Here is a 26,640-nt window from a genome sequence, read left to right on the forward strand (position 1 = left end):
AATTTGTCATCACACCCTAACGTCAATCTGGATTGACAAATTGATCTGGCGCAAACGCCGCGCGGATCGCACGCAAATCATGCCGCCAGGGCGAGGCCCATCTCGGCCCAGATCTCCGACAGCGCCGACACCAGATGCTCGATGTCCTCGTCGGAGTGATAGGGCGACGGCGTGATGCGCAGCCGCTCGGTGCCGCGCGGCACCGTCGGATAGTTGATCGGCTGCACATAGATGCCGTAGCGGTCGAGCAGGATGTCGCTGATGCGCTTGCACAGCACGGGATCGCGCACCATCACCGGCACGATGTGGCTGGGATTATCGAGATGACTGACGCCGGCTTCATCGAGCCGGCGGCGCAGCCGCGCGACGCGGTCCTGGTGGCGCGCACGCTCGGCATTGCTGGCCTTGAGATGCCGGATGCTGGTCAGCGCGCCGGCCGCAACCGCCGGCGGTAGCGAGCTGGAGAAGATGAAGCCGGAGGCGAAGCTGCGGACGAAGTCGCAGACCGTGTTCGAGGCGGTGATGTAGCCGCCGATCACGCCGAACGCCTTGGCGAGCGTCCCCTCGATCACCGTGAGGCGATCGGCGACGCCGTCGCGCTCGGAGATGCCGCCGCCGCGCGGGCCGTACAGGCCGACGGCATGAACCTCGTCGAGATAGGTCATCGCGTTGAACTCATCGGCGACGTCGCAAATGTCGGAGATCGGCGAGATGTCGCCGTCCATCGAGTACACGCTCTCGAACGCGATCAGCTTCGGCGCCTTCGGGTCGAGGTCCGACAGCTTGTCGCGGAGATCGGCAACATCATTGTGGCGCCAGATCCTTGTCTCGCAGCGGCTGTGGCGGATGCCCTCGATCATCGAGGCGTGATTGAGTTCGTCGGACAGGATCACGCATCCGGGCATGCGCGCCGCCAGGGTCGACAGCGACGTCCAGTTCGAGACGTAGCCGGAGTTGAACAAGAGCGCCGCCTGCTTGCCGTGGAGATCGGCAAGCTCCTCCTCCAGCAGGATATGATAATGATTGGTGCCGCTGATGTTGCGGGTGCCGCCGGCGCCTGCGCCGCAGCGGTCGAGCGCCTCATGCATGACTTCCAGCACCTTGGGATGCTGGCCCATGCCGAGATAATCGTTGGAGCACCAGACCGAAACCTCGCGCTCGCCATGCGGGCCGCGGTAGGTCGCACGCGGGAAGGCGCCGGCCTTGCGCTCCAGATCGGCGAAGACGCGGTAGCGTCCTTCGCGCCGGAGACCGTCGAGTTGCCGGCGGAAATAGTCTTCGTAGTTCATGGTACTCCCCCCTGTGCTGTCGTGTTCGGATCGACCACCGTTGTGATGGATGAGGTCAAGCCGGTGATGGTTTGCGCCTGCGCGTCGGCGCGGGACTGGCGATAGGCCTGGCGGAACTGCTCCTCGAGCCGCTGCCGCGCCAAGGCGGCGGCAGTCTTCTGCGCCGACATCGATGGCTTCGGCGCAGGCGTCGGGCGCTCCGCCTCGTGCGCCGCCGTCATCACGGACAGCACCGGCCGCACCATCGGCGTCACTGGTATCGCCGCCGGTGCGGCAGCGACGGCCGCCATCACCGGCTCGACCGGCGCGCTCCAGCGCCAGAGATTGATGACCGGCATCGGCAGCGCCATGAATCCATGTTCGAGGAGCCCCAGCGCGATCAACGATGCGAGCAGCGACAGCGCGACTCCGTCGAACGAAGATTTGGCGCCGAGTGCGGCGGCGGCGACCAGCACGGTCGCGGTGGTCGCCGCAGCAATCGAGAACGGAAACAGCAGGTTGGTGGACTTCTTGGCGAAATAGCTGCGCATGAAGCGGACCTGCTGCGGAAGCAGCTCGTCGTTCAGGGTGCGCACGCCGAGGAACAAGTTGATCTTGGCGCTCTGCCGCAGCACCAACAGCGCCGCGAAGGTCCACCAGCTCAGACGGTTGGGCGCGCCCGATGTCACCGCGAACACGAGTCCCGCGGTCGCGATCAGCGCCAGCTCGTGATAGGCGATCGCCTGCAATGCGAAGCCGACACGCGAGGCCGGCGTGCAATCACGCGGGCATGGCTCGGGACGCGGGCCGGTGATCCAGCCGGCGAGCAGCGACATCTCGACCGTGCCCCACAACAGAATGGCGCAGGTGAAGGCGCAATAGGCGTTGGCATCCTCGGCGACCTGGCTCGACACCGCGACGCCGGACAAGGCCGCAACGAATGCCGCGGCCGTGCCCCATTTGAATGCGGCCGGATAGCGGGCGGCGAGCCCGACCAGCGCCAGCACGGCGCCGGTCGAGAACCACCAGACGAACACGACATAGGGTATGGCAATCGCGGTCGCGCCCATGGCCGGCTCCTTGTCACCAGGCGGGTTGCAGCCTGATCTCCCGTGGCAGCTCGTTGCTCTTGGCCGGCAGCATGTACAGCCGGCCGAAGGTCAGCGCCGCCTTGAGCGGCAGCACCGCGCGCTTGATCGCGCCCATCACGCCACCTTGCGCCTTCGCATCGGCAATCGCTTCCGAGATCTGGCGCAACTGCTTCAAGCCATCCCAGAACCGCGGATTGTCGATGTCGAGCATCACCGGGAAGACCTGGCGCGAGATCTCCGAGGTGATCCGGAACACGCGCATGTCGTACTCGTCCACCGGCATGCCCAGCGCTTCATAGAAGGCCGGCCGCATGTGGTCGCGGACATGCATGGTGGCGAACACCGCGAGCAGGAAGAACTTGATCCAGAGCTTGTTGTAGCCGCTGAGCAGCTTCGGATCGGCGCGCATCAGAAGCGCGAACGCCTCGCCATGGCGGAACTCGTCGTTGCACCACTTCTCGAACCACTTGAAGATCGGGTGGAATTGGCGCTCCGGGTTGCGCTCCATCTGGCGATAGATCGTGATATAGCGGGCGTAGCCAATCTTCTCCGACAGATAGGTCGCGTAGAAGATGAACTTCGGTTTGAAGTAGGTGTATTTCTTCGTCTTGGTCAGGAAGCTGAGATCGACGCCGATGCCGTGATCCTTGAGGATCTCGTTGATGAAGCCGGCATGCCGGGCCTCGTCACGGCTCATGAACTGGAACAGCTCGCGGATATCGGGATTGCTGATCCGCTTCTTGATCTCGGCATAGAGCACGCAGCCGGAGAACTCGGCGGTCAAGGACGACACCAGGAAGTCCTTGAACTCGGCGCGAAGCGCCTCCGGCAGATCGTTGAGATCCTTGTCGAACTCCGGCGTGCGCACGAAGTGCTTGCGGTTGTGGTCGGCGCGCAGCTCGGCCATCACGGCATCCCATTCGCGGCGCACCAGGTCGACATTGAGCCGGTCCATCGCCGCGAAATCGGTGGTGTAGAAGCGCGGGGTGAGGATCGTGTCCTCGAGCGCCATTTTGGTGGAGATGTTTCCCGATCCGCCTTCCATTGCGATCATCTGACCCTCCCGTCCGAAAAGCTGACGTCGTACAATTCCGTGAGTTCGAGATAGCCCGCGACATGCATCAGCATGCGCTTCACCGGGCCGGCACGGACCACAGTGGCGGTGCGCCGCAGGTTGAGCTGCTCGCCGAACTTGACCGTGATCGGATCCCCATGGATGACCACCTCGTCGCCGGGACGGATGTTGACGTCGCGGTCGAGCGTGACATGGGCGTGCAGTGTCTCGGAGGTCTGCTCGACCTCGATGCTGCAGCCGATGTCGAAGCGGCGGGGCTCATTGGCCCATAAGGCTCTCATCGCGTTTCTCCCATGCTCATCAGCTCCGTGAACCGGCGCTTGTTGTTGTCACCGAACGGCCCGAGATCGACGCGCCGGCCGGTGGCCGGATCGTCCAGGCTCATGCGGCCATCGGACCAGCGGTTGATCGTGAAGGACGGCCCCGAGCCGATCGCGTGACGCTGGCGATCGTAGGCCATGCTGCGCAGCACCGTGCGCAGGAAGCCGTCGCCGCCGGCCTCGACGATTCCGACGACCTTGCCGCTATTAGGCGACACCACGGAGATGCCGCCATCGGGACGATCCTCGAACCGCAGCGCCACGGTCTGCACGGCGGCCGCGTGATCGGTGTGGACGGTGCCTACACCGGTCCAGCGGCCGACGCCGGCCGCAACCAGGGAGAAGATGACCAGGGCGAAGGCCGCGCGCAGCGCGCCCTTCGGAATGACGATCTCGGGTTCGGCGTGATGCTCGACGTAATGATCGACGTAATGTTCGACATGGCCCTCGGCTTGGCTCATGACACCCTCCATCACGCCGCGCTGGCCACCGCGCCGGCAGCCGACGCGCCTTGCGGCTGATCGTTGCCTGCGGCGAGAGGCTGCGCCGTAACAGCGCCGTCCGAGGCCGCGACTAGCGCCTTGGCGAGGATCTCGGCCACCTCACGGGCATCAGCCACGCCGCGCAGCATCGGCTCGACTTCGTTCAACCGCCAGGGACGCGCATGCGGCCACAGCAGGAGATACGACAGCCGCTGCTGCGCGGTGACGCCGAGCGGCAGATCGCCGGAGCCGTCCGAGAACAGCTTCACATCGGCGCGCGAGACCTGCTTGAACGGCACGTTCAAGGTCATCGGCAGCACGGCACCAAACTGCAGCAGCACGCGCCTGGAGGTGATGGTGTAGCGCGTGGTGCGGCTGTAGAGCACCGCGAGCCCGGTGAGCAGCACGGTCGCGATCACCACGGGAATGGCCAGCGATGACGCACTGCCCAGCGACGCGGCGAGCGGCTGGTGGTCCAGCGTGCCCGTCACCACGCGCGCGCCGAACAGCGCCGCGAAGTAGGCGAGCACCAGGCGCAGGTGGAAGACGCGCAGCAGCAGCGCCTTCACCGTGGGCTGTCCCTGCCACAGCAGGCGCTCGCCTGCCGGCAGCATCAGCTGATCCTGGTCCCGACGCGTGTTCACAGCAGCGGCTCCTGGCGCGCAGCGGTCGCATAGAGATGACCGCCGCCATAGTAGCCGACGATCTTGTCCTCCTCGAGCTTGGTGATCTGGTCGGGACTCTTGAGGCCCGGCACGTTGGCGAATTGCGAGCCGAGAATGGCATCGACCAGCACCGCCTTGCGCGACTTGTCGACCACGCACATGGTCATCGGCAGCAGCACGTGGCGGCCGACGGTGCCGTCGACCTCGACTTCGAGATAGCGGATCAGCATCTCGGCGCGATCGACCCACACTTCACGAACCTTGCCGCCGCGCTTGCCATCGCAGCCGAACACCGGCATGCCGCGCGGGTCCGGATCCTCCGTGGCGATGAAGATGCTGCCATCGACGCGCAGCGGCACGATCGCCGGGATGTTGTCCATGGTCAGTTCCGGCTCGTCCTTGCGCGCGGCGTAGGAGCCCGGGCCGACGCCGTCGAGCATCGGATTTCCGGTTGGCAGATAGGGCGTGCCCGGCCAGGCATACATCGGCGTCACCGGCGCATCGGCGCGGTCGTTGTCCCAGTTCGGCAGCGATGCGGTGCGGCCGCCATGCATGTGATAGGTCTTGCGGCTCGGTGGCGTCGGGAAGCCGTTGCCGCTCGAAGGGACCTGCCGGCCGATCCGGCCCTCGAACTGCAACGGATAACCTTCGCGCTTGTCCTCGGTGCGCAGGTAGAAGATCAGGCCTGCGAAGAAGATCCAGAACCCATAAAGGACCACCTGCGCGACATCGATGTAGCTCGTGAAAGACGTCATGACTTCCTCCCCGACTGGGCTAACCTGGAAACTCAGCGATTCCGAATTGTAGTTGCTGTGGCTCGGCCGCGCGCCGCCGCACCAGCGGCCCGATCACCGCAAGCGTGACGAACAAGAGCCCGATCTCGATGTGGTAGACGATGCTGTAGCCGGTCGCGGGACCCGCAAGCGCGACGCCGAGCCGGCCATCCATCGCCAGCTGCGACATCACATCGCGAATGGCGCCGCCTCCCGCGATGGCAATGCCGGCCGCGGTTGCCTGCACCGCGCCCCAGGCGCCGAGCGCAAGCCCGCTTTCACCATTCTGCACCAACGCCATCGCCGCGGTCAGCGTGCCCACCGCGAACAGGCCACCGCCGAAGCCGATCAGGGTGGTGCCGATCCGGAACACCAGGGGCGAGGCCAACGGTGCCGAAAAGATCACCGCCGAGAACGCGACCAGTCCGACCAGTCCGCCGAGCGCCGCGACCCGATAGGGATCGGAGCCCTTGCCGAGGCGGCGCGCGGACAGGCCGAAGCCGGCCAGCGTGCCCGCCGCGAACAACGCCGTCAGCGCGGTCGTCTCGCCGACGGTGAGGTGAAGGATCTCCGCGCCATACGGTTCGAGCAGGATGTCCTGCATCGTGAAGCCGGCGGTGCCGAGTCCGACCGCGACCAGCACGCGCATCGAGCCGCCGGCCTCGCGGAACTGCCGCCAGGAATCGCCGAAGCGCGGCCGCTCGCGTGAAGCCGAGGTACGCGACGGATCACGCGCCTCCTGCTTCCACAGCGCGATGACGTTGAGCACCATCTCGGTCAGCGCGGCGCCCTGGATCACCTGGATCAGGCGCATCTCGCTGAAATCCGCGAGCAGCCCGCCGAATGTCAGCGCGCTGGCCATCATGCCGAACATCAGCATGACGTAGAGGAAGGCGACGACGCGCGGGCGCGAACGCTCGGGCGCGATATCCGTGGCGAGCGACAGGCCCGCGGTCTGCGTCGTGTGCAGCCCGGCGCCGACCAGCAGGAACGCCAATGCGGCGCCCATGCGGCCGGCGATGACCTGGCCCGGCGCATCGCCCGCGGACAGCAACAGCAGCGCGAACGGCATGATGGCGAGGCCGCCGAACTGCAACAACGTGCCCATCCAGATGTAGGGCACGCGGCGCCAGCCAAGCACCGAGCGATGATGGTCGGACTTGAAGCCGATCAGCACCCGCAGCGGCGCGAACACCAGCGGCAGCGCCACCATCGTCGCGACCAGCCATGAGGGCACGCCGAGCTCGACGATCATGACGCGGTTGAGCGTGCCGTTGAGCAGCACCACCGAAATGCCGATCGAGACCTGGAACAGCGACAGCCGCATCAGGCGCGACAGCGGCAATTCGGTCGAGGCGGCATCCGCAAACGGCAGATAGCGCGACGACAGCCGCGTCCACAGTTGCAGGACCGATGGTGCGCGCGCGCTCATGACGGGCGGAGCTCCAGCGCTTGCGAGATGTAGAAGCCGTTGGCGATGCGGCTGCTGCGTGCGCAGCGCCAGTCGGCGAGATCCGGCTGGTCGGCGATCAGGCGCGACAGCCTCTGCTCCGCGACCGGCTCGATCGACGGCGCACGATTGCCGCGCGGGAACAGGCCGCCGACCGCGTGCATGACGGCCAGCAGCGGCGTGCGCGGCGCGTAGGTCATCAGGATCGATTCGGAGGTTCGATTGGCGAGGCCGGCGACGATCCGCACCGCATCCTCGGCCCGGTAGTGAATGAACGAGTCCATCGCCACGACGAAGTTGAACCCGCCATGGCGGGGATCGAGCATGTCGCCGGCGACGAAGCGGATGGCATCGCGGCTGATGTCATCGGGCAGCCGGCGCTGCGCGATCTCGATCAGGGTCGGCGAGATGTCGACGGCGACCACGTCGGCGCCACGGCGCGCGGCTTCGATGGAGAAGCTGCCGGTGCCGCAACCGGCATCGAGAATGCGCGCGCCGCGCAGGTCGAGCGGCAGCCACGACAGCAGCGTCCGGCGCATCTCGTCGCGGCCGGCGCGCACGGTGGCGCGGATGCGGCCGACCGGCGCATCCGAGGTCAGCCGCGTCCAGGCGGCGACCGCGGTGCGGTCAAAATAGGTCTCCACTTCACTGCGGCGGGCGAGATATTCCGCTGTCGTCATGTGCCAGCCTCACTCAATCGAAGCCCAGGAGGTCGAAGATGTCGCGGTCCTTGAGCGCCATCGCGTGGATCGGCTCGACGCCGGCGAGCAGCGAGGCCGCGAGACGCAGATATTCGTTCTGGGCGCGCTCGACGTCGGGCGACGGCTCCATCTCGAACAAGGTGCACTTCTTCAGCCGGCTCTTGCGGATGACGTCGAGATCCGGGAAGTGCGCCAGCGTTGTCATACCGATGCGCTCGTTGAACTTGTCGATCTGGTCGGTCGCGGCGCTGCGGTTCGCGATGACGCCGCCGAGCCGCACCGGATAGTTGCGCGACTTGGCCTGGATCGCCGCGACGATGCGGTTCATCGCGAAGATCGAGTCGAAGTCGTTGGCGGCGACGATCAGCGCGCGATCGGCATGCTGGAGCGGCGAGGCGAAACCGCCGCAGACGACGTCGCCGAGCACATCGAAGATCACCACGTCAGTGTCCTCGAGCAGATGATGCTCCTTGAGCAGCTTCACGGTCTGGCCGACGACATAGCCGCCGCAGCCGGTGCCGGCCGGCGGCCCGCCCGCCTCGACGCACATCACGCCGTTATAGCCCTGGTAGACGAAGTCGTCGGGGCGCAGCTCCTCGGAGTGGAAGTTCACCTGCTCCAGGATGTCGATGACCGTCGGCACCAGCCGCTTGGTGAGCGTGAAGGTCGAGTCATGCTTGGGATCGCAGCCGATCTGCAGCACGCGCTTGCCGAGCTTCGACAGCGCGACCGAGAGGTTCGACGACGTCGTGCTCTTGCCGATGCCGCCCTTGCCATAGACCGAGAACACCCGCGCGTTGCCGATCACGAGGTTCGGATCCATCTGCACCTGGACGCTCCCGGCCCCATCGGGGCGGCGCGGAGCCGTCGTCAGCGGCGGTCTCAAGGTCACGTTCATGCGGCTACTCCCACGCCTTCGAGGCGATCTTCGAGCTCTTCCCCGGCCTTGCGCAGGACGTCGAGCATCTCGGCATCCGGGGTCCAGTAATTGCGCTCATGCGCCTCGATCAGACGATTGGCGATCTTCGCGGACGCAGCCGGATTGAGCGAGGCGAGCCGCTCGCGCATCGCGGGGTCGAGCACGAAGGTCGTCGTGATCTGCTGATAGACCCAGGGCGCCACCTGCCCTGTCGTCGCCGACCAGCCGACCGTGTTGGTCACATGCGACTCGATCTGGCGCACGCCCTCATAGCCATGGGCGAGCAGCGCCTCGTACCATTTCGGATTGAGCGTGCGGGTGCGGGTCTCCAGCGCGACCTGTTCCGACAGCGTTCGCACGGTGCCTTCGCCGCGGGTCTGGTCACCGATATAGACCGGCGCGGCCTCGCCCCTGGCGCGCTTCACCGCGCGGCTGATGCCGCCCAGCGTATCGAAATAATGATCGATGGTGGTGACGCCGAGCTCGACCGAGTCGACGTTCTGATAGGCGGCGTCGACACCGGCGAGCACATGGCCGAGCAGCGCATCGCGGCGGACAGGACGGCCGTCAGTGCCGTAGGCAAAACCCTTGCGGCGGGTGTACACGTCGGCGAGCTCGTCCTCGTCGGTCCAGGCGCCGCAATCGATCAGATGGTTGACGTTGGCGCCATAGGCGCCCTCGGCATTGCCGAACACGCGCAGCGCGGCGTCCGCGATCTCGCCGCCATGCGCGGCCTGGAAGGCGAGCGCGTGCTTGCGCACGTAGTTGAACTCGGCCGATTCATCCGCAGATGCCGCGAGCAGCGCGGCTTCGGCCAGCAGCTTGGTCTGCAACGGCATGAGGTCGCGGAAGATGCCGGACAGCGTGATCACGACGTCGATGCGCGGACGTCCCAGTTGCTCCAGCGGGATCAGCTTGGCGCCGCAGAGGCGGCCGTAGCTGTCGTGGCGCGGCGCGGCGCCCATGAGCCACAGCGCCTGCGCGATCGGACCGCCCTCGGTTTTGAGATTGTCGGTGCCCCACAAAACCAGCGCGATCGTCTCCGGCAGCGTGTGGCCCTCGCCGGCATGGCGGGCGAGCAGCCGGGCGACCTGGCGCTCGGCATCCTTGAGCGCGAAGGCGCTGGGGATGCGGAACGGATCGAAACCGTGCAGGTTGCGGCCGGTCGGCAGCACGTCGGTGTTGCGCAGCAGATCGCCGCCGGGGACGGGACGAATGTAGCCGCCGTCGAGTGCGTGCAGGATCGCGGGCGTCTCACTGTCGGTCGCAAGCAATGTGTCGAGCTCGGCGCGCTTGGCAGCGTCGGTGATGCCGGCAAGGTCGAGCAGTTCAGCGCGCTGCTCCTGCAGCGGCGGCGCGCCGACGACGTGCAGGCCGTGCGGGATCAGCGAATATTCCAGCTCCAGCACGCTGGCCGAGAGCGCAGCGATCTTGTCGTCGCGCTCATCGCCCCACAGCGGGTCGGCGACAGAGAGATCGACCGCTGCCGCCTGCGCCTGGATCAGCGCGGCGCTGTCTGCCCTGACCTGCTCGGTTGCATCCGGCGACAGGTTGCGCCAGGCGTCGAGCGAGGACTTCAGGTCGGCGAGCCCCTTGTAAAGGCCGGCGCTAGTGATCGAGGGTGTGAGATAGCTGATCAAGGTGGCGCCGCCGCGGCGCTTGGCGAGCGCGCCCTCCGACGGATTGTTGGAGGCATAGATGTAGAAGTTCGGCAGGTCGCCGATCAGCCGTTCCGGCCAGCACTCGGCGGAGAGGCCGGCCTGCTTGCCCGGCATGAATTCGAGCGCGCCATGGGTGCCGAAATGCAGCACGGCATGGGCGCGATACTCCTCGCGCAGCCAGCGATAGAACGCAGCGAAGGCATGGGTTGGGGCGAAGCTGTGCTCGAACAACAGCCGCATCGGATCGCCCTCGTAGCCGAAGGCGGGCTGCAGGCCGACGAACAAATTGCCGAACTGCTCGCCCAGCACCATCAGGCTGGCCCCGTCGGTCTGGTGACGGCCGGGCGCCGGGCCCCATTGCTTCTCGATCTCGGCGAGATGCCGCTCGCGGCGGACATGCTGGTCGACGGGAATGCGAACCGCGACATTGGCAACAGTGCCGAAGCGTGCGGCGTTGCCCTTCAGCACGCGCGCACGCAGCTCATCGACCGTGGCCGGGACGTCGATCGTGTAGCCCGCCGCGCGCAGCGAGGTCATCACGTTGTGCAGCGACTCGAACACCGAGAGATAGGCCGCCGTGCCGGCGCTGCCGCCGTTCGGCGGGAAGTTGAACAGCACGGCCGCGATCTTGCGCTCAGCGCGCGCCGAGCGGCGCAGCTCGACGATCCGGGCGACGCGCGATGCGAGCTGCGCGGCGCGCTCCGGCAGCGAGGCCATGTCACGCCCTGCATCAGCCATCGCCGATCGGCCGCCGAACACGGTCGGGCCGACCGCGCCGTCAAGCTCGGGGATCGCGACCATCATCGTCGCTTCGACCGGCGTCAGCCCGCGCGCGTCGTCGTGCCACTGCTCGACGGTCTGGAATTCCAACGGATGCGCCGCGATCAGGGGCACGTCGAGCCCGGCCATCACCTCTTCGGCTGCGCGTGCGTCGTTGTAGGCGGGGCCGCCAACCAGCGAGAAGCCGGTGAGCGAGACCACCGCGTCGACCGTGGAAATGCCGTCCTTCTGGAAATAGCGCTCGATCGCGGGACGCGAGTCGAGACCGCAGGCAAACACGGGAACGACCGCGAGACCGCGCGCCTCGAGCGCCGCGATCACGCCATCATAATGCGCGGTGTTGGCGGCCAGGAGATAAGAGCGCATCAGGATGATTCCGACGCGGCCGGCCGGCTTCGGCAGCGCCGGAAGCTCGTCGATCCGCTCGGCGATGCGCTGCTTCAGCAGCGGATGATAGAGGCCGACATCCGGATAGGTTACGGGCTCGGCGGCCTTGAGCTTGCCGCGCAACGCCGCGCGCGGACCGTCGGCGTAGCGGCCGACCAGGAAGCGCACCATGTTCGCAAAGTTCTGCTCGGAGCCGGCGAGCCAGTATTGCAAGGTCAGGAAATAGGCGCGCAGATCCTGCGCCGTGCCGGGGATGTAGCGCAGGAGCCGCGGCATCCGCTGCAGCATCTTCATCTGGCCCTGGCCGCTGGCATTGCCAGAGCGGTTGCTGCCGCGCAGCCGCTTCAACAGGCCGAGCACGCCGGTGGCCGAGCCAGACATCGTCAGCTTGCCGAGGCGCGTCAGGCGCACGACCTCGCCGGCCGAGAGACAGCCGATCATCGCGTCGCAATGATCGCGGCGCGCCTGCAAGGCCGGCAGCACCGGCTGGATGTGGTCCTCCATGAACAGCATGGTCGCGACGACGATGTCGCCGGTCGCGATGTCGGCGAGACAATGCTCGAGTGCGGTGGGGTTGCAGCCCCATTCGTCGGCCGCGTGCACCTTGAGATCGAGGCCGGGCAGCTCCGCCTGCAGGGTCGTGCGCGCGCGCACGGCAGCCGAGGCGAGATGGCTGTCCATCGTCACGATCACCACCCGGATGGGTGTGACGTCAGCGACCGAAATGCGCTTTGGCATCGTACAAGGTCTCGAGCGTGATCAGGTTGACGTTGCGCTCGCGCGCGAAGCGTTCGGTGTTGCGGCGCGCCTTGCCGCGCACGAAGAAGGGGATCTTGGTCAGCTCGCGCTCGGCGTCGGACGCCCAGGCGAGCTCGGTGGATGTTGTGGTCTCGACGACGCGCAGTTGCGGCTGCTGTGGCGGCGCGGCCGGTGCGGCGCCGAGATGCGACGGGGCGTGATCGGCGAATTCGTGGTCCTCGCGGAACATGCCGAGCAGATGCTCCTCCAGGCCCATCATCAGCGGATGCACCCAGGTGTCGAACAGCACGTTGGCGCCTTCGAACCCCATCTGCGGCGAATAGCGCGCCGGGAAATCCTGAACGTGGGTCGGCGACGAGATCACGGCGCAGGGAATGCCCAGGCGCTTGGCGATGTGGCGCTCCATCTGCGTACCAAGCACAAGCTCAGGACGGAGCTCGCTGACGCGGGCCTCGACTTCCAGATAATCGTCGGTGATGACAGGCTCGACGCCGTAGATCGCGGCGGCCTCGCGGATCTCGCGGGCGAATTCGCGGGCATAGGTGCCGAGGCCGACCACCTCGAAGCCGAGCTCCTGCGTCGCGACCCGCGCGGCCGCGACGGCGTGAGTCGCATCGCCGAAGATGAAGACGCGCTTGCCGGTGAGATAGGTCGAGTCGACCGAGCGCGAATACCAGGGCAGCCGGCTCTCGGCGCGCGACAGAACGGGCTCTGCATCGACGCCGGCAAGGCTCGCGACCTCCTTGAGGAAGTCGCGCGTCGCGCCGACGCCGATCGGGATCGTCTTCGTGTAGGGCTGGCCGAACTGGCGGTGCAGCCATTGCGCTGATGTCAGCGCGATCTCCGGATAGAGCACGATGTTGAAATCGGCCTGCGGCAGGCGGGCGAGATCAGCCGGCGTCGCATTCCATGGCGCGATGACGTTGATCTCGATGCCGAGCTCCACAACCTGCCTGGTCACTTCCGCGAGGTCGTCGCGGTGACGGAAGCCGAGCGCCGTCGGACCAAGCAGGTTGCAGACTGGACGAGCGCCCGCCTTCCGTTCATGGCGGGGGGAGCCATCAGCGGAAGACGCAGCCAACGCCCGTACAATCCGGTAGAATGTTTCCGAGGCGCCCCAATTCTCCTTGCGCTGATAGGCTGGCAGCTCGAGCGGGATCACCGGAATCGGAAGCCGGAGCGCCTGCGCGAGTCCGCCGGGATCGTCCTGGATCAGCTCGGCGGTGCACGACGCGCCGACCAGCATCGCCTGCGGCTGGAAGCGCTCATAGGCCGCGCGCGCCGCGCTCTGCAAAAGGTCCGCGGTGTCGCCGCCGAGATCGCGCGCCTGGAAGGTGGTGTAGGTGACCGGCGGCCTTCGGTCGCGGCGCTCGATCATCGTAAACAGGAGATCGGCGTAGGTGTCGCCCTGCGGCGCGTGCAGCACGTAGTGCACGTCGCGCATCGCGGTCGCGATGCGCATCGCGCCGATATGCGGGGGGCCTTCATATGTCCAGACCGACAGCTGCATCTCACACCGCCAGTCGCGTTTGCCGCAGCAAGGGCCGCGCGAACAGCTCGGCGAGGTCGCCGGCCTGCTCGAAGCCTTGAATGGGCGTGAAGATCAGCTCGATCGACCATTTCGTCGTGAGACCCTCGGCCTCCAGCGGATTGGCGAGACCGAGGCCACAAACGACGAGATCGGGACGTGCGTCACGACAGCGATCAAGCTGGCGCTCGACGTCCTGGCCTTCGCTGAGCTGCGTGCCCACGGGCAGCATCGTGAGCTCGGCCGCGAGATGATCGCGATGCAGATAGGGCGTGCCGACCTCGACCAGCTCCATGCCGATCTCGCGCGCGAGGAAGCGCGCCAGCGGAATTTCAATCTGCGAATCCGGAAACAGGAAGACGCGCTTGCCGGCGAGCTGCGCGCGATAGCGCGTCAGTGCCTTCTCCGCCCGCGCCTTCAACGGCGCGAGGGTACGCTCCACATGGCTGCGCGAGACGCCGAAGGCATCGGCCGCGGCCGCCAGCCATAGCGCGGTGCCCTCGCCGCCGAGCGGGAATGGCGCCGCGATCCGGCGGGAGCCGCGCTCTTCCAATGCGCGCGCGGTGTCGCCAAGGAACGGCTGCGCCAGCAGCACGCGCGTCTCCGGCCCGATCGCCGGCAGCTCCGACGAGCGCCGTGGCGGCAGGAAAGCGACGTTGTCGATGCCGAGCGCGGCGAAGGTGCGCTTGAACTGGTCCTCGACGACATCGGCGAGCGCGCCGACGACGAGCAGCGACGGCCGTGCGCTGCGGTCGGCTTGCGGCAGCACCGGCACCAGCGCGGCGAGGCAGGCGTCCTCGCCTTGCGTAAACGTGGTCTCGATGCCGCTGCCGGAATAATTGAGTACGCGCACGCCGGGCGAGAAGCGCTGCGACAGCCGCAACGCCGCGCGCGACAGATCGAGCTTGATCACCTCCGACGGGCAGGAGCCGACCAGGAACAAGAGCTTGATATCGGGCCGCCGCGCCAAGAGCTGCGCGACGATGCGGTCGAGCTCGTCATTGGCGTCGACGAGCCCGGCGAGATCGCGCTCCTCCATGATGGCGGTGGCGAAGCGCGGCTCGGCGAAGATCATCACGCCGGCGGCCGACTGGATGAGATGGGCACACGTGCGCGAGCCGACCACGAGGAAGAACGCATCCTGGATTTTCCTGTGGAGCCAGACGATACCGGTGAGGCCGCAGAACACCTCACGCTGGCCACGCTCGCGCAGCACGCCGTCTGAGGACGGGGGGGTAACGGCACAGGCTTGCGCATGAGCATTCATGACGCGCGCTCCGCACCGGCTTGCGCCATCGCCTGCTCCTGCAGACGCGCGGCGCGCAGCTTGAGCAGGAATTGCGTCGCGTTGATCGCGTAGGCCGCATAAGCCGCGAGTACCAGCAGCATCTGCTGCTGCGCCGAGCCGATATGCCCGATGATCGCGGCGAGATAGGCGGTATGCAGCGCGATCACCAGCATCGAGAACACGTCCTCCCAGAAGAAGGCCGGGGCGAACAGATAGCGCCCGAACACGATCCGCTCCCAGATCGAGCCGGTGATCATGATGGCGTAGAGCAACGTCGTCTTCAGAACGACCGAGGCGGTGGCAAGCCAGAGGCCCTCGCCGGTCGCGAGATAGCGCGCCACCAATCCGAGGCTGATCAGGAAGACGAGAAATTGCAGCGGCGCCAGAATGCCCTGCACCAGGGTCCAGGGCGTCTCGTCCCGTCGGCGCTTTTCCTCAGGCGTGTAAAGCGCTTGCCGCTTTGCACGCGGCGCCGCCTCAGGCGTGAAGCAGAGCTGGCTCCACAGCGAGGGATCAGCGGCGGACGTGAATTGCGCGTCACACGATGTGTAAAGATGATTTGACAACATCGGTGCCCAGTGGTGCGATGACGACAACCACAGGGACATTTGTGGTGCACCGCACTCGGCCTGATCAACGTAATGTTGTGCAGTTTGCAGGTGGCGCATCGCAAATCCCCGGAGTGCGGGCCCGATGGGGGAAACGCTAGACCCGGGCCGGAAGAGTGTCAATCAAAATTGACGTCAAAGAATATTGACGCAACGAGTGACGTGCGCTCATATGGAGGGGAGGCGCTGATGACCGAACTCAATGAGACAGCCCGATTTCCACGAGCACGCTTTCGGACGAAGCGTGGACAACCCGGCTTTCATCCGCCGGCGGCAGCAGCGCGCGTCAACGTCCCCTTACACAGCACCCGTCATCCCCAACTGAACGGAGCGATCGAGGCCGAGATCATTCCGCGGCTGGTGATGGCGCACGCCTCCGCCCTCGAACGCGTGCCGGCCATCATCACCGCCTCGGCGCAGGAAGCCGCCAGCTTTGCCGAGCTGGTGCTCGATGCGGACGACGACGGTGCTGTCGCCTGCATCCAGGCGCATCGCGATCACGGCGAGACGCTGGAGCGGATCTATCTCGATCTCCTGGTGCCGACTGCGAACCATCTGCGTCATCTCTGGGCCGATGACGAGCGCGACTTCGCGGACGTGACGCTGGCGCTGTGGCGGCTGCAGCAGTTGCTGCGCCATTTCAGCCCGGCCTTCTGCGCCGAACTCGCGGTCGCGCCGACGAGTTTGCGCGTCCTGCTGACGACGTCGCCTGGCGATCGCCGCGAAATCGGCCACATGATGTTCGGGGTCGTGCTCGCCAGCGAATTCTTTCGCCGCGATGGCTGGGACACCTGGATCGAGCCTGATACGGCGGATCGCGGCTTCATCGACACGCTCCGCACGCAATGGTTCAACGTCGTCGAGTTCTTCGCAACCAGCGACAAGAAGCTTGACGATCTCGCCTCAAACATAAGGATGGTCCGGCGCGAGTCCTCCAACCAGGACATCGGCGTGCTGGTCTGCGGTCCTGCGTTTATTGAACGGCCTGAACTCGTTCTTCTGGTCGGCGGCGACGGTGTCGTCTCCGACATGAGCAGAGAGGCTTCGCAAGCCCGGCACGTCGTCAGTCTTCTGACCGAACGGCGTTAGCCTTGAGGGTGCTGTGAAGATGAATGCTGGAATGAGACTTGCCGCGCGAAGGCTCCTTGATTGGGAGGACAACGGCGTTGGTGAGGGCGTTCAGAGCTCCGAAAGAGTCGCTTGGCGATCTCAATGCGGATGTTGCGGCCATGCTGGTGGCCGCAGCGTCCGACATTGCGCTCGCGCTCGACGCCGACGGCAACATCCAGGACTTGGCCTTTCAGCAGGCCGGTCTCCCGCTTGAATTGAGAAACACAGACGAGTGGATCGGCCGATCCTGGCAAGCAACAGTGTCCGAGGAAAGCCAGACCAAGCCAGAGCTGATGCTGACCGAAGCCTCGGAGCGCAAGGTGTCGCGCTGGCGCGAGGTGCGCTACCCGGCTGCGCGCGGGCCTGACATCCCGATCCTGTTCGCTGTCGTGGCGATCAAGGGCGCGGCCCGCTACATCGCGGTCGGCCGCGACGTGCGCGCCACGGCCGCGCTCCAGCAGAAGCTGATCGAGGCGCAGGTTGCGATCGAGCGCGACTATTCGCGCATGCGCAATGCCGAATCGCGCTATCGGATCCTGTTCCAGATCACCGCCGAGCCGGTCCTGATCATCGACGCGACCAGCCACCGCATCGTCGAGGCGAATCCGGCCGCCGCCGACCTGCTTGATCACGGCGCCGCCAATCTGATCGGCAAGCTGTTTCCCGACGCGCTGCTGATCGACGACCTCGCGATGTCGCAATCGCTGTCGCTGGCGATCCGCTCGCAGGGCAAGATCGAGCGCGCCAAGATCACGCTCGACGGCGGCCGCGAGTATCTGCTCGACGGCACCTTCTTCCGCCAGGATATGTCGTCGTTCTTCCTGCTGCGCTTCTCGCCGCAATATGGCCAGCCGGCGCTGCCGAAATCGTCTGATGTCAACACCCAGCTGGTGCAGTTCGTCGAATCGGCACCCGACGGCTTCGTCATCACCGACATGGACGGCCGGCTGCTGCACGCCAATGCCACGTTCCTGCAGCTGGCTCAGATCGAGAACATGCACCAGATCATCGGCGAGACGATCGATCGCTGGATCGGCAAGTCGGCGGTCGACGTCTCGGTGATGCTGAGCAATCTGCGCCAGCACGGCACCTTGAAGCTGTTCTCCAGCGTCGTCCGCGGCGAGCATGGCTCTCCGGTCGACGTCGAGATCTCCGCCACGACGGTCGGCGCACCCGGCCAGGCCAGACTCGGCTTCACTATCCGCAATGTCGGCCCACGCATCTCCGGCGACGGCGCCGACCACGCCTTCATCCCGCGCTCGCGCGAGCAACTCGCCGAGCTGATCGGCCGCGTGCCGCTCAAGGAGCTGGTGCGCGAGACCACCGACGTGATCGAGCGGATGTGCATCGAGACCGCGCTCAAGCTGACGGGCGACAACCGCGCCACCGCCGCCGAGATGCTGGGCCTCAGCCGCCAGAGCCTCTACGTCAAGCTCAGGCGCTACGGCCTCGCCGAGCCGAGCGAGGAAGACAGTCAGTTGGAATAGTGGGAAGAGTTCTGCAATGACCGAGATCGCGCCCGTCCAGCTTTCGCCGAGGATTCCGTCAAGGCTTCAGCCCTCGGCCGTTCTCGAGTTGTTGAAGCCGATCACATGGTTTCCACCGATCTGGGCGTTCGGCTGCGGCGTGGTCTCATCGGGGGCGCCGCTGGCGCCGCGCTGGCCGATCGTGATCGCGGGCTTGGTGCTCGCCGGACCGATGGTGTGCGCCACCAGCCAGGCGGTCAACGACTGGTTCGACCGCCATGTCGATGCGATCAACGAGCCTGACCGGCCGATTCCCTCTGGCCGCATTCCCGGCCGCTGGGGCCTCTATATCGCACTGATCTGGACGGTGCTGTCGCTCGGCGTCGCCACCCTGCTCGGCACCTGGGGGTTTGCCGCAGCAGCGCTAGGCCTCGCGCTCGCCTGGGCCTACAGCGCGCCACCGATCCGGCTGAAGCAGAACGGCTGGTGGGGCAACAGCGCCGTCGGGCTCTGCTATGAGGGTCTGCCGTGGATCACCGCCGCTGCGATCATGAGCGGAACGGCGCCGTCGGGGCCGGTGCTCGCGATCGCGCTGCTCTACAGCGCGGGCGCGCACGGCATCATGACCCTGAATGACTTCAAGTCGATCGGCGGCGATCGCGTCAGCGGCGTCAACTCGCTGACGGTACTGCTCGGCCCGGAGCGCGCCGCACGGCTTGCCTGCATCACGATGGCGATCGCGCAGGTCGCCGTGCTCGCGCTGCTCGTCATCTGGAGCCGTCCAGCGCATGCGATGATCGTGGCCGCGCTGGTCGCGGCCCAGCTGGTGCTGATGCGGCGGCTGATGACAAACCCGCGCGAGCTCGCGCCCTGGTACAACGGGACCGGCGTGCTGCTCTACGTGCTCGGCATGCTGGTGACAGCCTTTGCGCTGGCGGGAATGTCGGCATGACGACGGCGCCCGCTCCGCTCTCCTGGTTCGGCATCATCAGGCTCGGCCTCGTGCAGACCGCGCTCGGCGCCGTCGTGGTGCTGACGACCTCCACCCTGAACCGCGTGATGGTGATCGAGCTGGCGCTGCCGGCGATGATCCCCGGCCTGCTGGTGGCGATCCACTATGCGATGCAGGTGCTCAGGCCCTGGCTCGGTCACGGCTCCGATATCGGCGGCCGTCGCTTCGCCTGGATCGTCGGCGGCATGGCGGTGCTCGCGGCCGGGGGCCTGCTCGCGGCTGTCGCCACCGCGCTGATGGCGACCCAGCTGGTGCTCGGCCTCGTCGTTGCGGTGATCGCCTTCATCATGATCGGCATCGGCGTCGGCGCCGCCGGCACCTCGCTGCTGGTGCTGCTTGCCAAGCGCACCGCGCCGGCGCGGCGCAGCGCCGCCGCCTCGATCGCCTGGATCATGATGATCGCAGGCTTCATCGTCACGACTGCGGTCGCCGGCAAGGCGCTCGATCCGTTCTCCGGCGAACGGCTGATGCTGGTGTCGGGCACCGTGTCGGCGATCGCGATGGTGCTGACCCTGCTCGGCGTCTGGGGCATCGAGCAGCCTCAGATCGCAACCGAAGGGGCGTCAGCAAACGCCGAGCGTGGCGGCTTCATGGAGGATTTCCGCGAGATCTGCCGGGAGCCGCAGGCGCGGCGCTTCGCGATCTTCATCTTCGTCTCGATGCTGGCCTACAGCGCCCAGGATCTGATCCTGGAGCCGTTCGCCGGCAGCGTGTTCGGCATGACGCCGGGCCAGACCACGCAGCTCTCCTCGGTGCAGCACATGGGTGCGCTGATCGGCATGATCCTGATGCCGGCGATGGCGAGCTTGCATGCCGACTGGCGCACCCGGCCGCAGCCCTGGATCATCGGCGGCTGCCTCGCCTCGGCGCTGGCGCTGCTCAGCCTCGTCGCTGCCGCGACTGTCGGCCCGGCTTGGCCGCTGCGCGCTTCGGTGCTGCTGCTCGGAATCACCAATGGCGTCTACGCCATCGCTGCAATCGGCGCGATGATGAACATGGTCAGCGAAGGCCGCGACAATCGCGAGGGCACGCGGATGGGCCTGTGGGGCGCCTCGCAGGCGATCTCGTTCGGCATCGGCGGCTTCGTCGGCACGGCGGCGGCTGACGCCGCGCGGGCCTTCATGCCCTCGACGGCCTCGGCCTATGCGGCGGTGTTCGCCGCCGAGGCCGCTCTGTTCGTCCTTTCCGCCTGGCTCGCAATCTGGATCAAGCGTCCGCGCGAGCAGACATCGGCGCTTGCGGCACAGCCGGCCAATCAGGGAGCCTAGCGATGAGCACCTCGTCCGAGACGTTCGACGTCGTGGTGGTCGGCGGCGGCCCCGCCGGGGCGACCGCTGCCAATGATCTGGCGCGTCAGGGCCACAGCGTGCTGCTGCTCGACAAGGCTGGCCGCATCAAGCCGTGCGGCGGCGCCATTCCGCCGCGGCTCATCAACGAGTTCGAGATTCCCGACCATCTGCTGGTGGCGCGGATCTCGTCCGCGCGCATGGTGTCGCCGAGCAACCGCGGCGTCGACATGCCGATCGACGGCGGTTTCGTCGGCATGGTCGATCGCGAGCATTATGACGAATGGCTGCGCAATCGCGCCGCCGAGGGCGGCGCGATCCGACGCACCGGCACCTACAGTCATATCGCCCACGATGATGACGGCACAGCCGTCGTGCACTACGAGCGTCGCATGGATGACGGCAGCCTGCGCGAGGACTGCGTGCGGGCTCGCGCCGTCATCGGCGCCGACGGCGCTCTGTCGGCGGTGGCGCGCCAGTGCATCCCGGAAGTCAGCGAGATGCGCTACGTCTTTGCCTATCACGAAATCATCCGCTCGCCCGATCGCAGCCACCCGCTGTTCGATGCCACCCGCTGCGACGTCGTCTATCGCGGCCAGTTGTCGCCCGACTTCTACAGCTGGGTGTTCCCCCATGGCCCGACCACCAGCATCGGCACCGGCAGCGCGCATAAGGGCTTCTCGCTCCGCGGCTCGGTCGCCGCGTTCCGCAAAGCGGCCGCGTTCGACGATCTCGAGACCATCCGCCGCGAAGGCGCGCCGATCCCGCTGAAGCCGCTGTCGCGCTGGGACAATGGCCGCGACGTCGTGCTCGCGGGCGACGCGTCCGGCGTGGTGGCGCCCGCCTCAGGCGAAGGCATCTACTACGCGATGGCCGGCGGCCGCGCCGCGGCCGATGCCGTCGCCCTGTTCCTGAAGACCGGCGACGCCAAGGCGCTCGCCACCGCCCGCAAGACCTTCATGCGCAAGCATGGCGCTGTGTTCTTCATCCTCGGCATGATGCAGCGCTACTGGTACACGAACGACGCCCGCCGCGAGCGCTTCGTCGCGATCTGCCGCGACAAGGACGTCCAGCAGCTGACCTGGGACGCCTACATGAACAAGGAGCTGGTGAAGGCGAAGCCGCTGTCGCACGTCCGCATCTTCTTCAAGAACATCGCCCACCTCACCGGGCTCGCGAAAGCGGCTTGAGCTGCTCACGTCATGGATGAGCTGTTTCGCAGCCCTGAGGTGGTCGACCTGATCCTGGCGGTGGTGGCGGTGGAGCTGATCGCCGTCACGCTGGTCTGGCGGCGCTATCGCCGCGGCGTTAGCCCGCGGGCGTTGCTGCCCAACCTCCTGGCCGGCGTGTTCCTGCTGCTCGCGCTGCGCTGTGCGCTGACCGGTGCGCCATGGTTCTGGCTGGCGGGATGTCTGGCCGCCTCCGGCGTCGCCAATGTTGCCGATCTCAGACAGCGGTGGCGATAAGGGCGAGATCGCCGAATGACCTGGATCGGCAGCTCGGCGGCTGCAGTTGCATAGGCCCTGCCACCAACGGCACCCGCAGCTGTCATCCCGGCGTTCGCCGGGACGACATTGGTGTGTGCGGAGAGCGCGAGGCAACCGCTGAGAGGATGAACGCCCTACCCTCAGCTCACTTCTTGTCCGAGAACGTCTTCAGATAGGCGATGACGTCCTTGCGCTGCTGCTCGTTGGCGAGCTTGAACACCATCTTGGTCGAGCCGGTGGCCTGGTCCGCCTTGCCCTTTTCGGTCAGATATTTCTTGAGGAACGCGCTGGGGTCGACCAGGTACTCGAAGATGTTGTCGTCGGTCCAGACCAGCCCGGCTTCCCCGGCATGCTTGTTCAGCTCGGAATAGGCGAAGCCCGGATAGGTCCCGGTCGGGCGGCCGATCACGCCCGTGAGCACCGGGCCGACGGCATTCTTGGCGTCCGGTCCGATGCGGTGGCAGGTCATGCATTGCTTGAAGACCTGCTCGCCCTTCGCAGCGTCACCGCCTTCCAGCGCCGACGCGGCGCCTGCCGACATTGCCATCGCGACCGCTGCAACCAAACCCGCCTTGAGCATGCGTATCCTCCTGATGTGCCGTTTCGTTAGTGTATGTAATTTTGCATTACATCTATCAATGTCATGAACGCTTGTCATGCTCACATGAAAAGAAAGTGAGCGAATAAGTCGCAGTTCGACCATGCAATAGGCGCAGGAATACCAACGAAAGTTGGATGCTTGGAAATAAGCCTTGACACTGAAGGCGCTGCGTGGACTAACGACATTCTCAAGACTCTCAATACGTTAGCGGGATGCGGCGCAACACCTTCAAAATGCGCGCCAATTGAGCTGGCCGCGTTCCCGTGAGCGTCTTTCGAGGGTGCCAAGATAACGGGTGCCAAGACCATGGCCGAGTTTCACGGTCCACGACCCGACGTGACATTGCTGCTCGACATGGACGGCGTGATCCGGGAGGCGACGCTGTCTCCCAACATGTCGGCGGAGAATGTTGACGTATGGCTCGGCCGTCCGTGGTCCGAGATCGTCGACGATGCGAGCGAGAAGATCGAGCGCATCATGCAGGATACCAGGCGGACCGGTATTTCCGCCTTTCGCCAGATCACGCAGCGGTTCCCGAGCGGCCTCGAGCTGCCGATGGAATTCACCACCGTGCTGCTCGGTGGTCGGGCCGGCATGCTGGCGATCGGCAAGAACCTCCAGGCCGTCGCCGAGCTGCAGGCGCGCCTGATCTCGGCCCAGCAGACCATCGAGCGCGACTATTGGAAGCTGCGCGAGATCGAGACCCGCTACCGGCTGGTGATCGAGGATTCCAACGAGGCCGTGCTGCTGACGAAGGTCTCGGACCTGCGCATCATTGAAGCCAACCGGACCGCCGCCGCGGCGCTCGGCGCCTCCGGGCGGCGCCGGGACAATCTGGTCGGCCGCGAATTCCTGCATGAAATCCCGCAGAAGGAGCGCGAGCCCGTCGAGCTGATGCTGAGGCGGGTGCGCGATCAGGGCAAGGCGCCGGGCATCGTGATCCATCTCGGCGAGGACGCTGCGCCCTGGATGCTCCGGGGATCGCTGATGACCAGCGATACCGCGCCGATGTACCTGCTGCAGATGGCGCCGATCGGCAAGTCCGCGCAGCCAGGGCCGGTCTCCGACGATCCGGAAGGGCTGATCGATAATCTTCCCGACGCGGTCATCAGCATCGACGGCACCGGCACCATCAAGCGCGCCAATCGGGCGTTCCTGGAGCTCGTGGAGATCGGCTCGAAGGAGGCGCTCATCGGCGAGAAGCTGAGCCGCTGGTTGACCCGCCCCGGCGCCGACCTCTCGGTACTGATCTCCAATGTCGAGCGCCATGGCACCGTTCGGCTGCTGTCGACCACCATCCAAGGCGAGCTCGGGAGCGAGACCGAGGTCGAGATCTCCGCTGCGGCCCATGGGCTGGACGGGCAGCGCCGGATCGGCCTGATCATGCGCAACATCGCACGGCGCTTGTCGCCTGCGGCAGAGCACGACAATCTGCGGGCGGCGCTTGCCGGGCTGAACGAATCGGTTGGCAAGACGCCGCTGCGCGATCTCGTGAGGAGCACGGTCGAGGTCGTCGAGCAGCATTACGTCCGCGCCGCCCTGGAATTGGCCAACGGGAACCGGACATCGGCCGCCGAAATTCTCGGCCTGAGCCGCCAGAGCCTTTACGCCAAGCTCGATCGGTATAATCTGAGCCAACTCGAAGAAAGCGACGAGGAAACCGAAAAGGGGAGCTGATTGCCCGTTCCGCTGACAACGCCGGCCTTCGGCCACGCGACTCTTGCGGATTGCGAGCGCGAACAGATTCACCTCGCCGGCTCGATCCAGCCGCATGGCATTCTGCTGGCGGTCAAGGAGCCGGACAACGTCGTCATCCAGGCCAGCACCAACGCGGCCGCCTTCCTCGGCGCCGCCTCCGTCGTGGGCCGTCCGCTGCGCGATCTCGGCGGCGATCTGGCGCTGCAGATTCTGCCGCATCTGAGCGGCCCGCTGCACCTTGCGCCGATGACCCTGCGCTGCAACGCCGGGACGCCGCCGCGCCGGGTGGACTGCACGATTCATCGGCCTTCCAATGGCGGACTGATCGTCGAGCTGGAGCCGGCAACCAAGATCACCAACATCGCGCCGGCGCTGGACGGCGCCTTCCATCGCATCACCTCGGCCTCCTCGCTGATCGGCCTGTGCGACGAGACCGCGACCATCTTCCGCGAGATCACCGGCTACGACCGCGTGATGGTCTATCGTTTCGACGAAGAGGGCCATGGCGAGGTGCTGTCGGAACGGCGGCGGCCGGATCTGGAGGCGTTTCTCGGCAACCGCTATCCGGCCTCGGACATTCCGCAGATCGCGCGGCGGCTCTATGAGCGCAACCGCGTGCGCCTGCTGGTCGACGTCAACTACATGCCGGTGCCGCTGCAGCCCCGCATCTCGCCGCTCAACGGACGCGACCTCGACATGTCCTTGAGCTGCCTGCGCAGCATGTCCCCGATCCACCAGAAATATCTGCAGAACATGGGCGTCGGCGCCACCCTCGTGTGCTCGCTGATGGTGAGCGGCCGTCTCTGGGGGCTGATCGCCTGCCATCATTACGAGCCGCGCTTCGTGCCGTTCGACATCCGCGCCGCCGGCGAGGCTCTGTCGGAGACCTGCGCAATCCGGATCGCCGCGCTGGAGAGTTTTGCGCAGAGTCAGTCTGAGCTCGTCGTGCGCCGGCTGGAGCAGCGGCTGGTCGAGGCGGTGTCGCGCGACGGGGACTGGCAGACCGCTCTGTTCGACGGTTCGCAATCGCTGCTGCAGCCGCTCGGCGCGCGCGGCGCTGCGCTGTTGTTCGAAGGCCAGGTGATGACCGCGGGCGACGTGCCGTCGACGCAGCGCATCCGCGACCTCGCCGCCTGGCTCGATCGCAAGCGCAAGGCTCCGGACGCGCCGGCGCAAGGGCTGACGGTGACCGCGTCGCTGACGCTTGACGAGCCATCCTTTGCCGACGTCCGATCGGTCGCCAGCGGCTTGATTGCCGCGCCGCTGTCGGCGAGCGAGGGCGAGTATCTGTTGTGGTTCAGGCCGGAGCAGGTCAGGACCGTGACCTGGGGCGGCGATCCGCTCAAGGCTGTCATCATCGGCGACGATCCTTCGGATCTGTCGCCGCGCCGCTCCTTCGCACAGTGGCATCAGCTGGTCGAAGGCAAGTCCGAACCCTGGTCGGCAGCCGAGCTCGCCTCGGCCCGGGTGATCAGCGAGACCGTCGCCGACGTGGCGCTGCAGCTGCGCTCGGTGCGCATGGTGATCGCGCAGGACCAGCTCGCCACGATCAGCGCCCAGGTGCTGCGCTCGGAGCAGCCGGTGATCATCGCCGACGTCGAGGGCCGCATCCTGCTGATGAACGAAGCGTTCGAGCAGCAACTGCGGGCGTCACATCCGCATATTCCGCATCTGCGCGATCTCGGCGCGTATTGCACGGCGCCGGCGGAGTTCCGCGCCAATCTCGACGACCTCATGCGCAACAAGCGCAGCTGGCGCGGCGAGCTGACGCTCGCCGGCGGCGCCTCGCCGCAACGGCCCTTGATGGTGCGCGCCGATCCGGTGATCGCGCCGTACGACCGCGTGCTCGGCTTCGTGCTGATCTTCTCGGACCTGACCGAGCGCAAGACCGCCGAAGAGGCGCGCGCGCGCTTCCAGGAGGAGATCGACAGCGCGCGCCGGCCGAGCCTGCGGCTCGATCAGAGCGCCAGCCTGATCTACAAGGAGCTGGCCGCGTCAACAGTCGAGAACGCGCAACTCGCCGCGCTCGAAGTCACGCACGGCGCGGAGGCCGGCAGCATGCCGGACATGCTGGAGAGCATCCGCAACTCGACCGCGCGGACGCTGGGCATTCTTGAGCACCTGGTGTGGTATCGCTCGCAGAGCGAGGAGTGAGACGGAGCGCGGGCTGAGCTTGGCTTCATCGGCCATGCAGGTCATAGTCGTTGGCCAAGCTCACACGCACT

At 66.5% G+C, this 26,640-nt stretch carries 23 protein-coding genes; 8 read left to right on the plus strand and 15 right to left on the minus strand.

The window, feature by feature from the left end; translation table 11 throughout:
* Positions 1-77: 77 nt before the first annotated feature.
* The 14 genes from hemA to bchF are packed head-to-tail and all read right to left on the minus strand — an operon-like array spanning position 78 to position 15,713.
* A complete protein-coding gene (hemA, locus tag BRAD285_RS25865) occupies positions 78-1,289 on the minus strand; it encodes a 5-aminolevulinate synthase (protein WP_006615540.1) in 1,212 nt (403 codons plus the stop codon).
* Positions 1,286-2,338, minus strand: coding sequence for a putative photosynthetic complex assembly protein PuhE (gene puhE / locus BRAD285_RS25870; RefSeq protein WP_006615539.1), 1,053 nt, complete (start codon positions 2,336-2,338; stop codon positions 1,286-1,288). Before puhE ends, hemA begins: the two co-directional genes overlap by 4 nt.
* 13 nt (positions 2,339-2,351) lie before the next feature.
* Positions 2,352-3,413, minus strand: coding sequence for a magnesium-protoporphyrin IX monomethyl ester (oxidative) cyclase (gene acsF / locus BRAD285_RS25875; protein WP_006615538.1), 1,062 nt, complete (start codon positions 3,411-3,413; stop codon positions 2,352-2,354).
* Positions 3,410-3,715 carry a hypothetical protein gene (locus tag BRAD285_RS25880; protein WP_006615537.1) on the minus strand — a complete coding sequence of 102 codons (306 nt, stop codon included), beginning with the start codon at positions 3,713-3,715 and terminating at the stop codon, positions 3,410-3,412. Before BRAD285_RS25880 ends, acsF begins: the two co-directional genes overlap by 4 nt.
* Complete coding sequence (puhC, locus tag BRAD285_RS25885) at positions 3,712-4,215, minus strand: photosynthetic complex assembly protein PuhC (protein WP_006615536.1); 504 nt, start codon at positions 4,213-4,215, stop codon at positions 3,712-3,714. The genes BRAD285_RS25880 and puhC overlap by 4 nt, the downstream gene beginning before the upstream one ends.
* 11 nt (positions 4,216-4,226) lie before the next feature.
* Positions 4,227-4,880 (minus strand): photosynthetic complex putative assembly protein PuhB, encoded by a 654-nt coding sequence (puhB, locus tag BRAD285_RS25890; RefSeq protein WP_006615535.1) that lies wholly within the window; start codon positions 4,878-4,880, stop codon positions 4,227-4,229.
* A complete protein-coding gene (puhA, locus tag BRAD285_RS25895) occupies positions 4,877-5,656 on the minus strand; it encodes a photosynthetic reaction center subunit H (protein WP_006615534.1) in 780 nt (259 codons plus the stop codon). Before puhA ends, puhB begins: the two co-directional genes overlap by 4 nt.
* 19 nt (positions 5,657-5,675) lie before the next feature.
* Entirely contained in the window at positions 5,676-7,106 is a 1,431-nt protein-coding gene (locus BRAD285_RS25900) for a BCD family MFS transporter (protein ID WP_006615533.1), read from the minus strand.
* Complete coding sequence (gene bchM, locus BRAD285_RS25905) at positions 7,103-7,804, minus strand: magnesium protoporphyrin IX methyltransferase (protein ID WP_006615532.1); 702 nt, start codon at positions 7,802-7,804, stop codon at positions 7,103-7,105. The genes BRAD285_RS25900 and bchM overlap by 4 nt, the downstream gene beginning before the upstream one ends.
* Before the next feature lie 13 nt (positions 7,805-7,817).
* Positions 7,818-8,723, minus strand: a complete 906-nt coding sequence (gene bchL, locus BRAD285_RS25910) for a ferredoxin:protochlorophyllide reductase (ATP-dependent) iron-sulfur ATP-binding protein (RefSeq protein WP_006615531.1) — start codon at positions 8,721-8,723, stop codon at positions 7,818-7,820.
* Positions 8,720-12,310, minus strand: coding sequence for a magnesium chelatase subunit H (locus tag BRAD285_RS25915; RefSeq protein ID WP_006615530.1), 3,591 nt, complete (start codon positions 12,308-12,310; stop codon positions 8,720-8,722). Before BRAD285_RS25915 ends, bchL begins: the two co-directional genes overlap by 4 nt.
* Complete coding sequence (gene bchB, locus BRAD285_RS25920) at positions 12,285-13,841, minus strand: ferredoxin:protochlorophyllide reductase (ATP-dependent) subunit B (RefSeq protein ID WP_006615529.1); 1,557 nt, start codon at positions 13,839-13,841, stop codon at positions 12,285-12,287. Before bchB ends, BRAD285_RS25915 begins: the two co-directional genes overlap by 26 nt.
* A 1-nt stretch (position 13,842) precedes the next feature.
* On the minus strand, positions 13,843-15,126 hold the full coding sequence (locus BRAD285_RS25925) for a ferredoxin:protochlorophyllide reductase (ATP-dependent) subunit N (protein WP_006615528.1): 1,284 nt from the start codon (positions 15,124-15,126) through the stop codon (positions 13,843-13,845).
* Entirely contained in the window at positions 15,123-15,713 is a 591-nt protein-coding gene (gene bchF / locus BRAD285_RS25930) for a 2-vinyl bacteriochlorophyllide hydratase (protein WP_035648940.1), read from the minus strand. The genes BRAD285_RS25925 and bchF overlap by 4 nt, the downstream gene beginning before the upstream one ends.
* A gap of 93 nt (positions 15,714-15,806) precedes the next feature.
* On the opposite strand from bchF, the gene BRAD285_RS25940 reads away from it, so the two are divergent.
* From BRAD285_RS25940 to BRAD285_RS25965, 6 genes are all read left to right on the plus strand, one after another.
* Positions 15,807-16,844 carry a B12-binding domain-containing protein gene (locus BRAD285_RS25940; protein ID WP_244422406.1) on the plus strand — a complete coding sequence of 346 codons (1,038 nt, stop codon included), beginning with the start codon at positions 15,807-15,809 and terminating at the stop codon, positions 16,842-16,844.
* A gap of 140 nt (positions 16,845-16,984) precedes the next feature.
* The gene (ppsR, locus tag BRAD285_RS25945) at positions 16,985-18,352 is read left to right on the plus strand and encodes a transcriptional regulator PpsR (RefSeq protein WP_244422404.1); all 1,368 of its coding nucleotides are present in this window, start codon (positions 16,985-16,987) and stop codon (positions 18,350-18,352) included.
* A 16-nt stretch (positions 18,353-18,368) separates the two neighbouring features.
* Positions 18,369-19,283 carry a chlorophyll synthase ChlG gene (gene chlG, locus BRAD285_RS25950; RefSeq protein ID WP_006615524.1) on the plus strand — a complete coding sequence of 305 codons (915 nt, stop codon included), beginning with the start codon at positions 18,369-18,371 and terminating at the stop codon, positions 19,281-19,283.
* A complete protein-coding gene (locus BRAD285_RS25955; protein WP_006615523.1) occupies positions 19,280-20,611 on the plus strand; it encodes a BCD family MFS transporter in 1,332 nt (443 codons plus the stop codon). The genes chlG and BRAD285_RS25955 overlap by 4 nt, the downstream gene beginning before the upstream one ends.
* A 2-nt stretch (positions 20,612-20,613) precedes the next feature.
* A complete protein-coding gene (locus tag BRAD285_RS25960) occupies positions 20,614-21,819 on the plus strand; it encodes a geranylgeranyl diphosphate reductase (RefSeq protein WP_006615522.1) in 1,206 nt (401 codons plus the stop codon).
* Between the two features lie 12 nt (positions 21,820-21,831).
* On the plus strand, positions 21,832-22,095 hold the full coding sequence (locus tag BRAD285_RS25965) for a hypothetical protein (protein ID WP_006615521.1): 264 nt from the start codon (positions 21,832-21,834) through the stop codon (positions 22,093-22,095).
* A 166-nt stretch (positions 22,096-22,261) separates the two neighbouring features.
* On the opposite strand, the gene BRAD285_RS25970 is transcribed toward BRAD285_RS25965, so the two are convergent.
* Complete coding sequence (locus tag BRAD285_RS25970) at positions 22,262-22,696, minus strand: cytochrome c family protein (protein ID WP_006615520.1); 435 nt, start codon at positions 22,694-22,696, stop codon at positions 22,262-22,264.
* Positions 22,697-23,023: 327 nt separating this feature from the next.
* On the opposite strand from BRAD285_RS25970, the gene ppsR (BRAD285_RS25975) reads away from it, so the two are divergent.
* Both ppsR (BRAD285_RS25975) and BRAD285_RS25980 read left to right on the plus strand, forming a co-directional pair.
* The gene (gene ppsR / locus BRAD285_RS25975) at positions 23,024-24,394 is read left to right on the plus strand and encodes a transcriptional regulator PpsR (RefSeq protein ID WP_006615519.1); all 1,371 of its coding nucleotides are present in this window, start codon (positions 23,024-23,026) and stop codon (positions 24,392-24,394) included.
* A complete protein-coding gene (locus tag BRAD285_RS25980; protein WP_006615518.1) occupies positions 24,395-26,569 on the plus strand; it encodes a GAF domain-containing protein in 2,175 nt (724 codons plus the stop codon).
* Positions 26,570-26,640: the final 71 nt, after the last annotated feature.

Origin of the sequence: Bradyrhizobium sp. ORS 285 (assembly GCF_900176205.1) — a bacterium.
Lineage (GTDB): Bacteria > Pseudomonadota > Alphaproteobacteria > Rhizobiales > Xanthobacteraceae > Bradyrhizobium.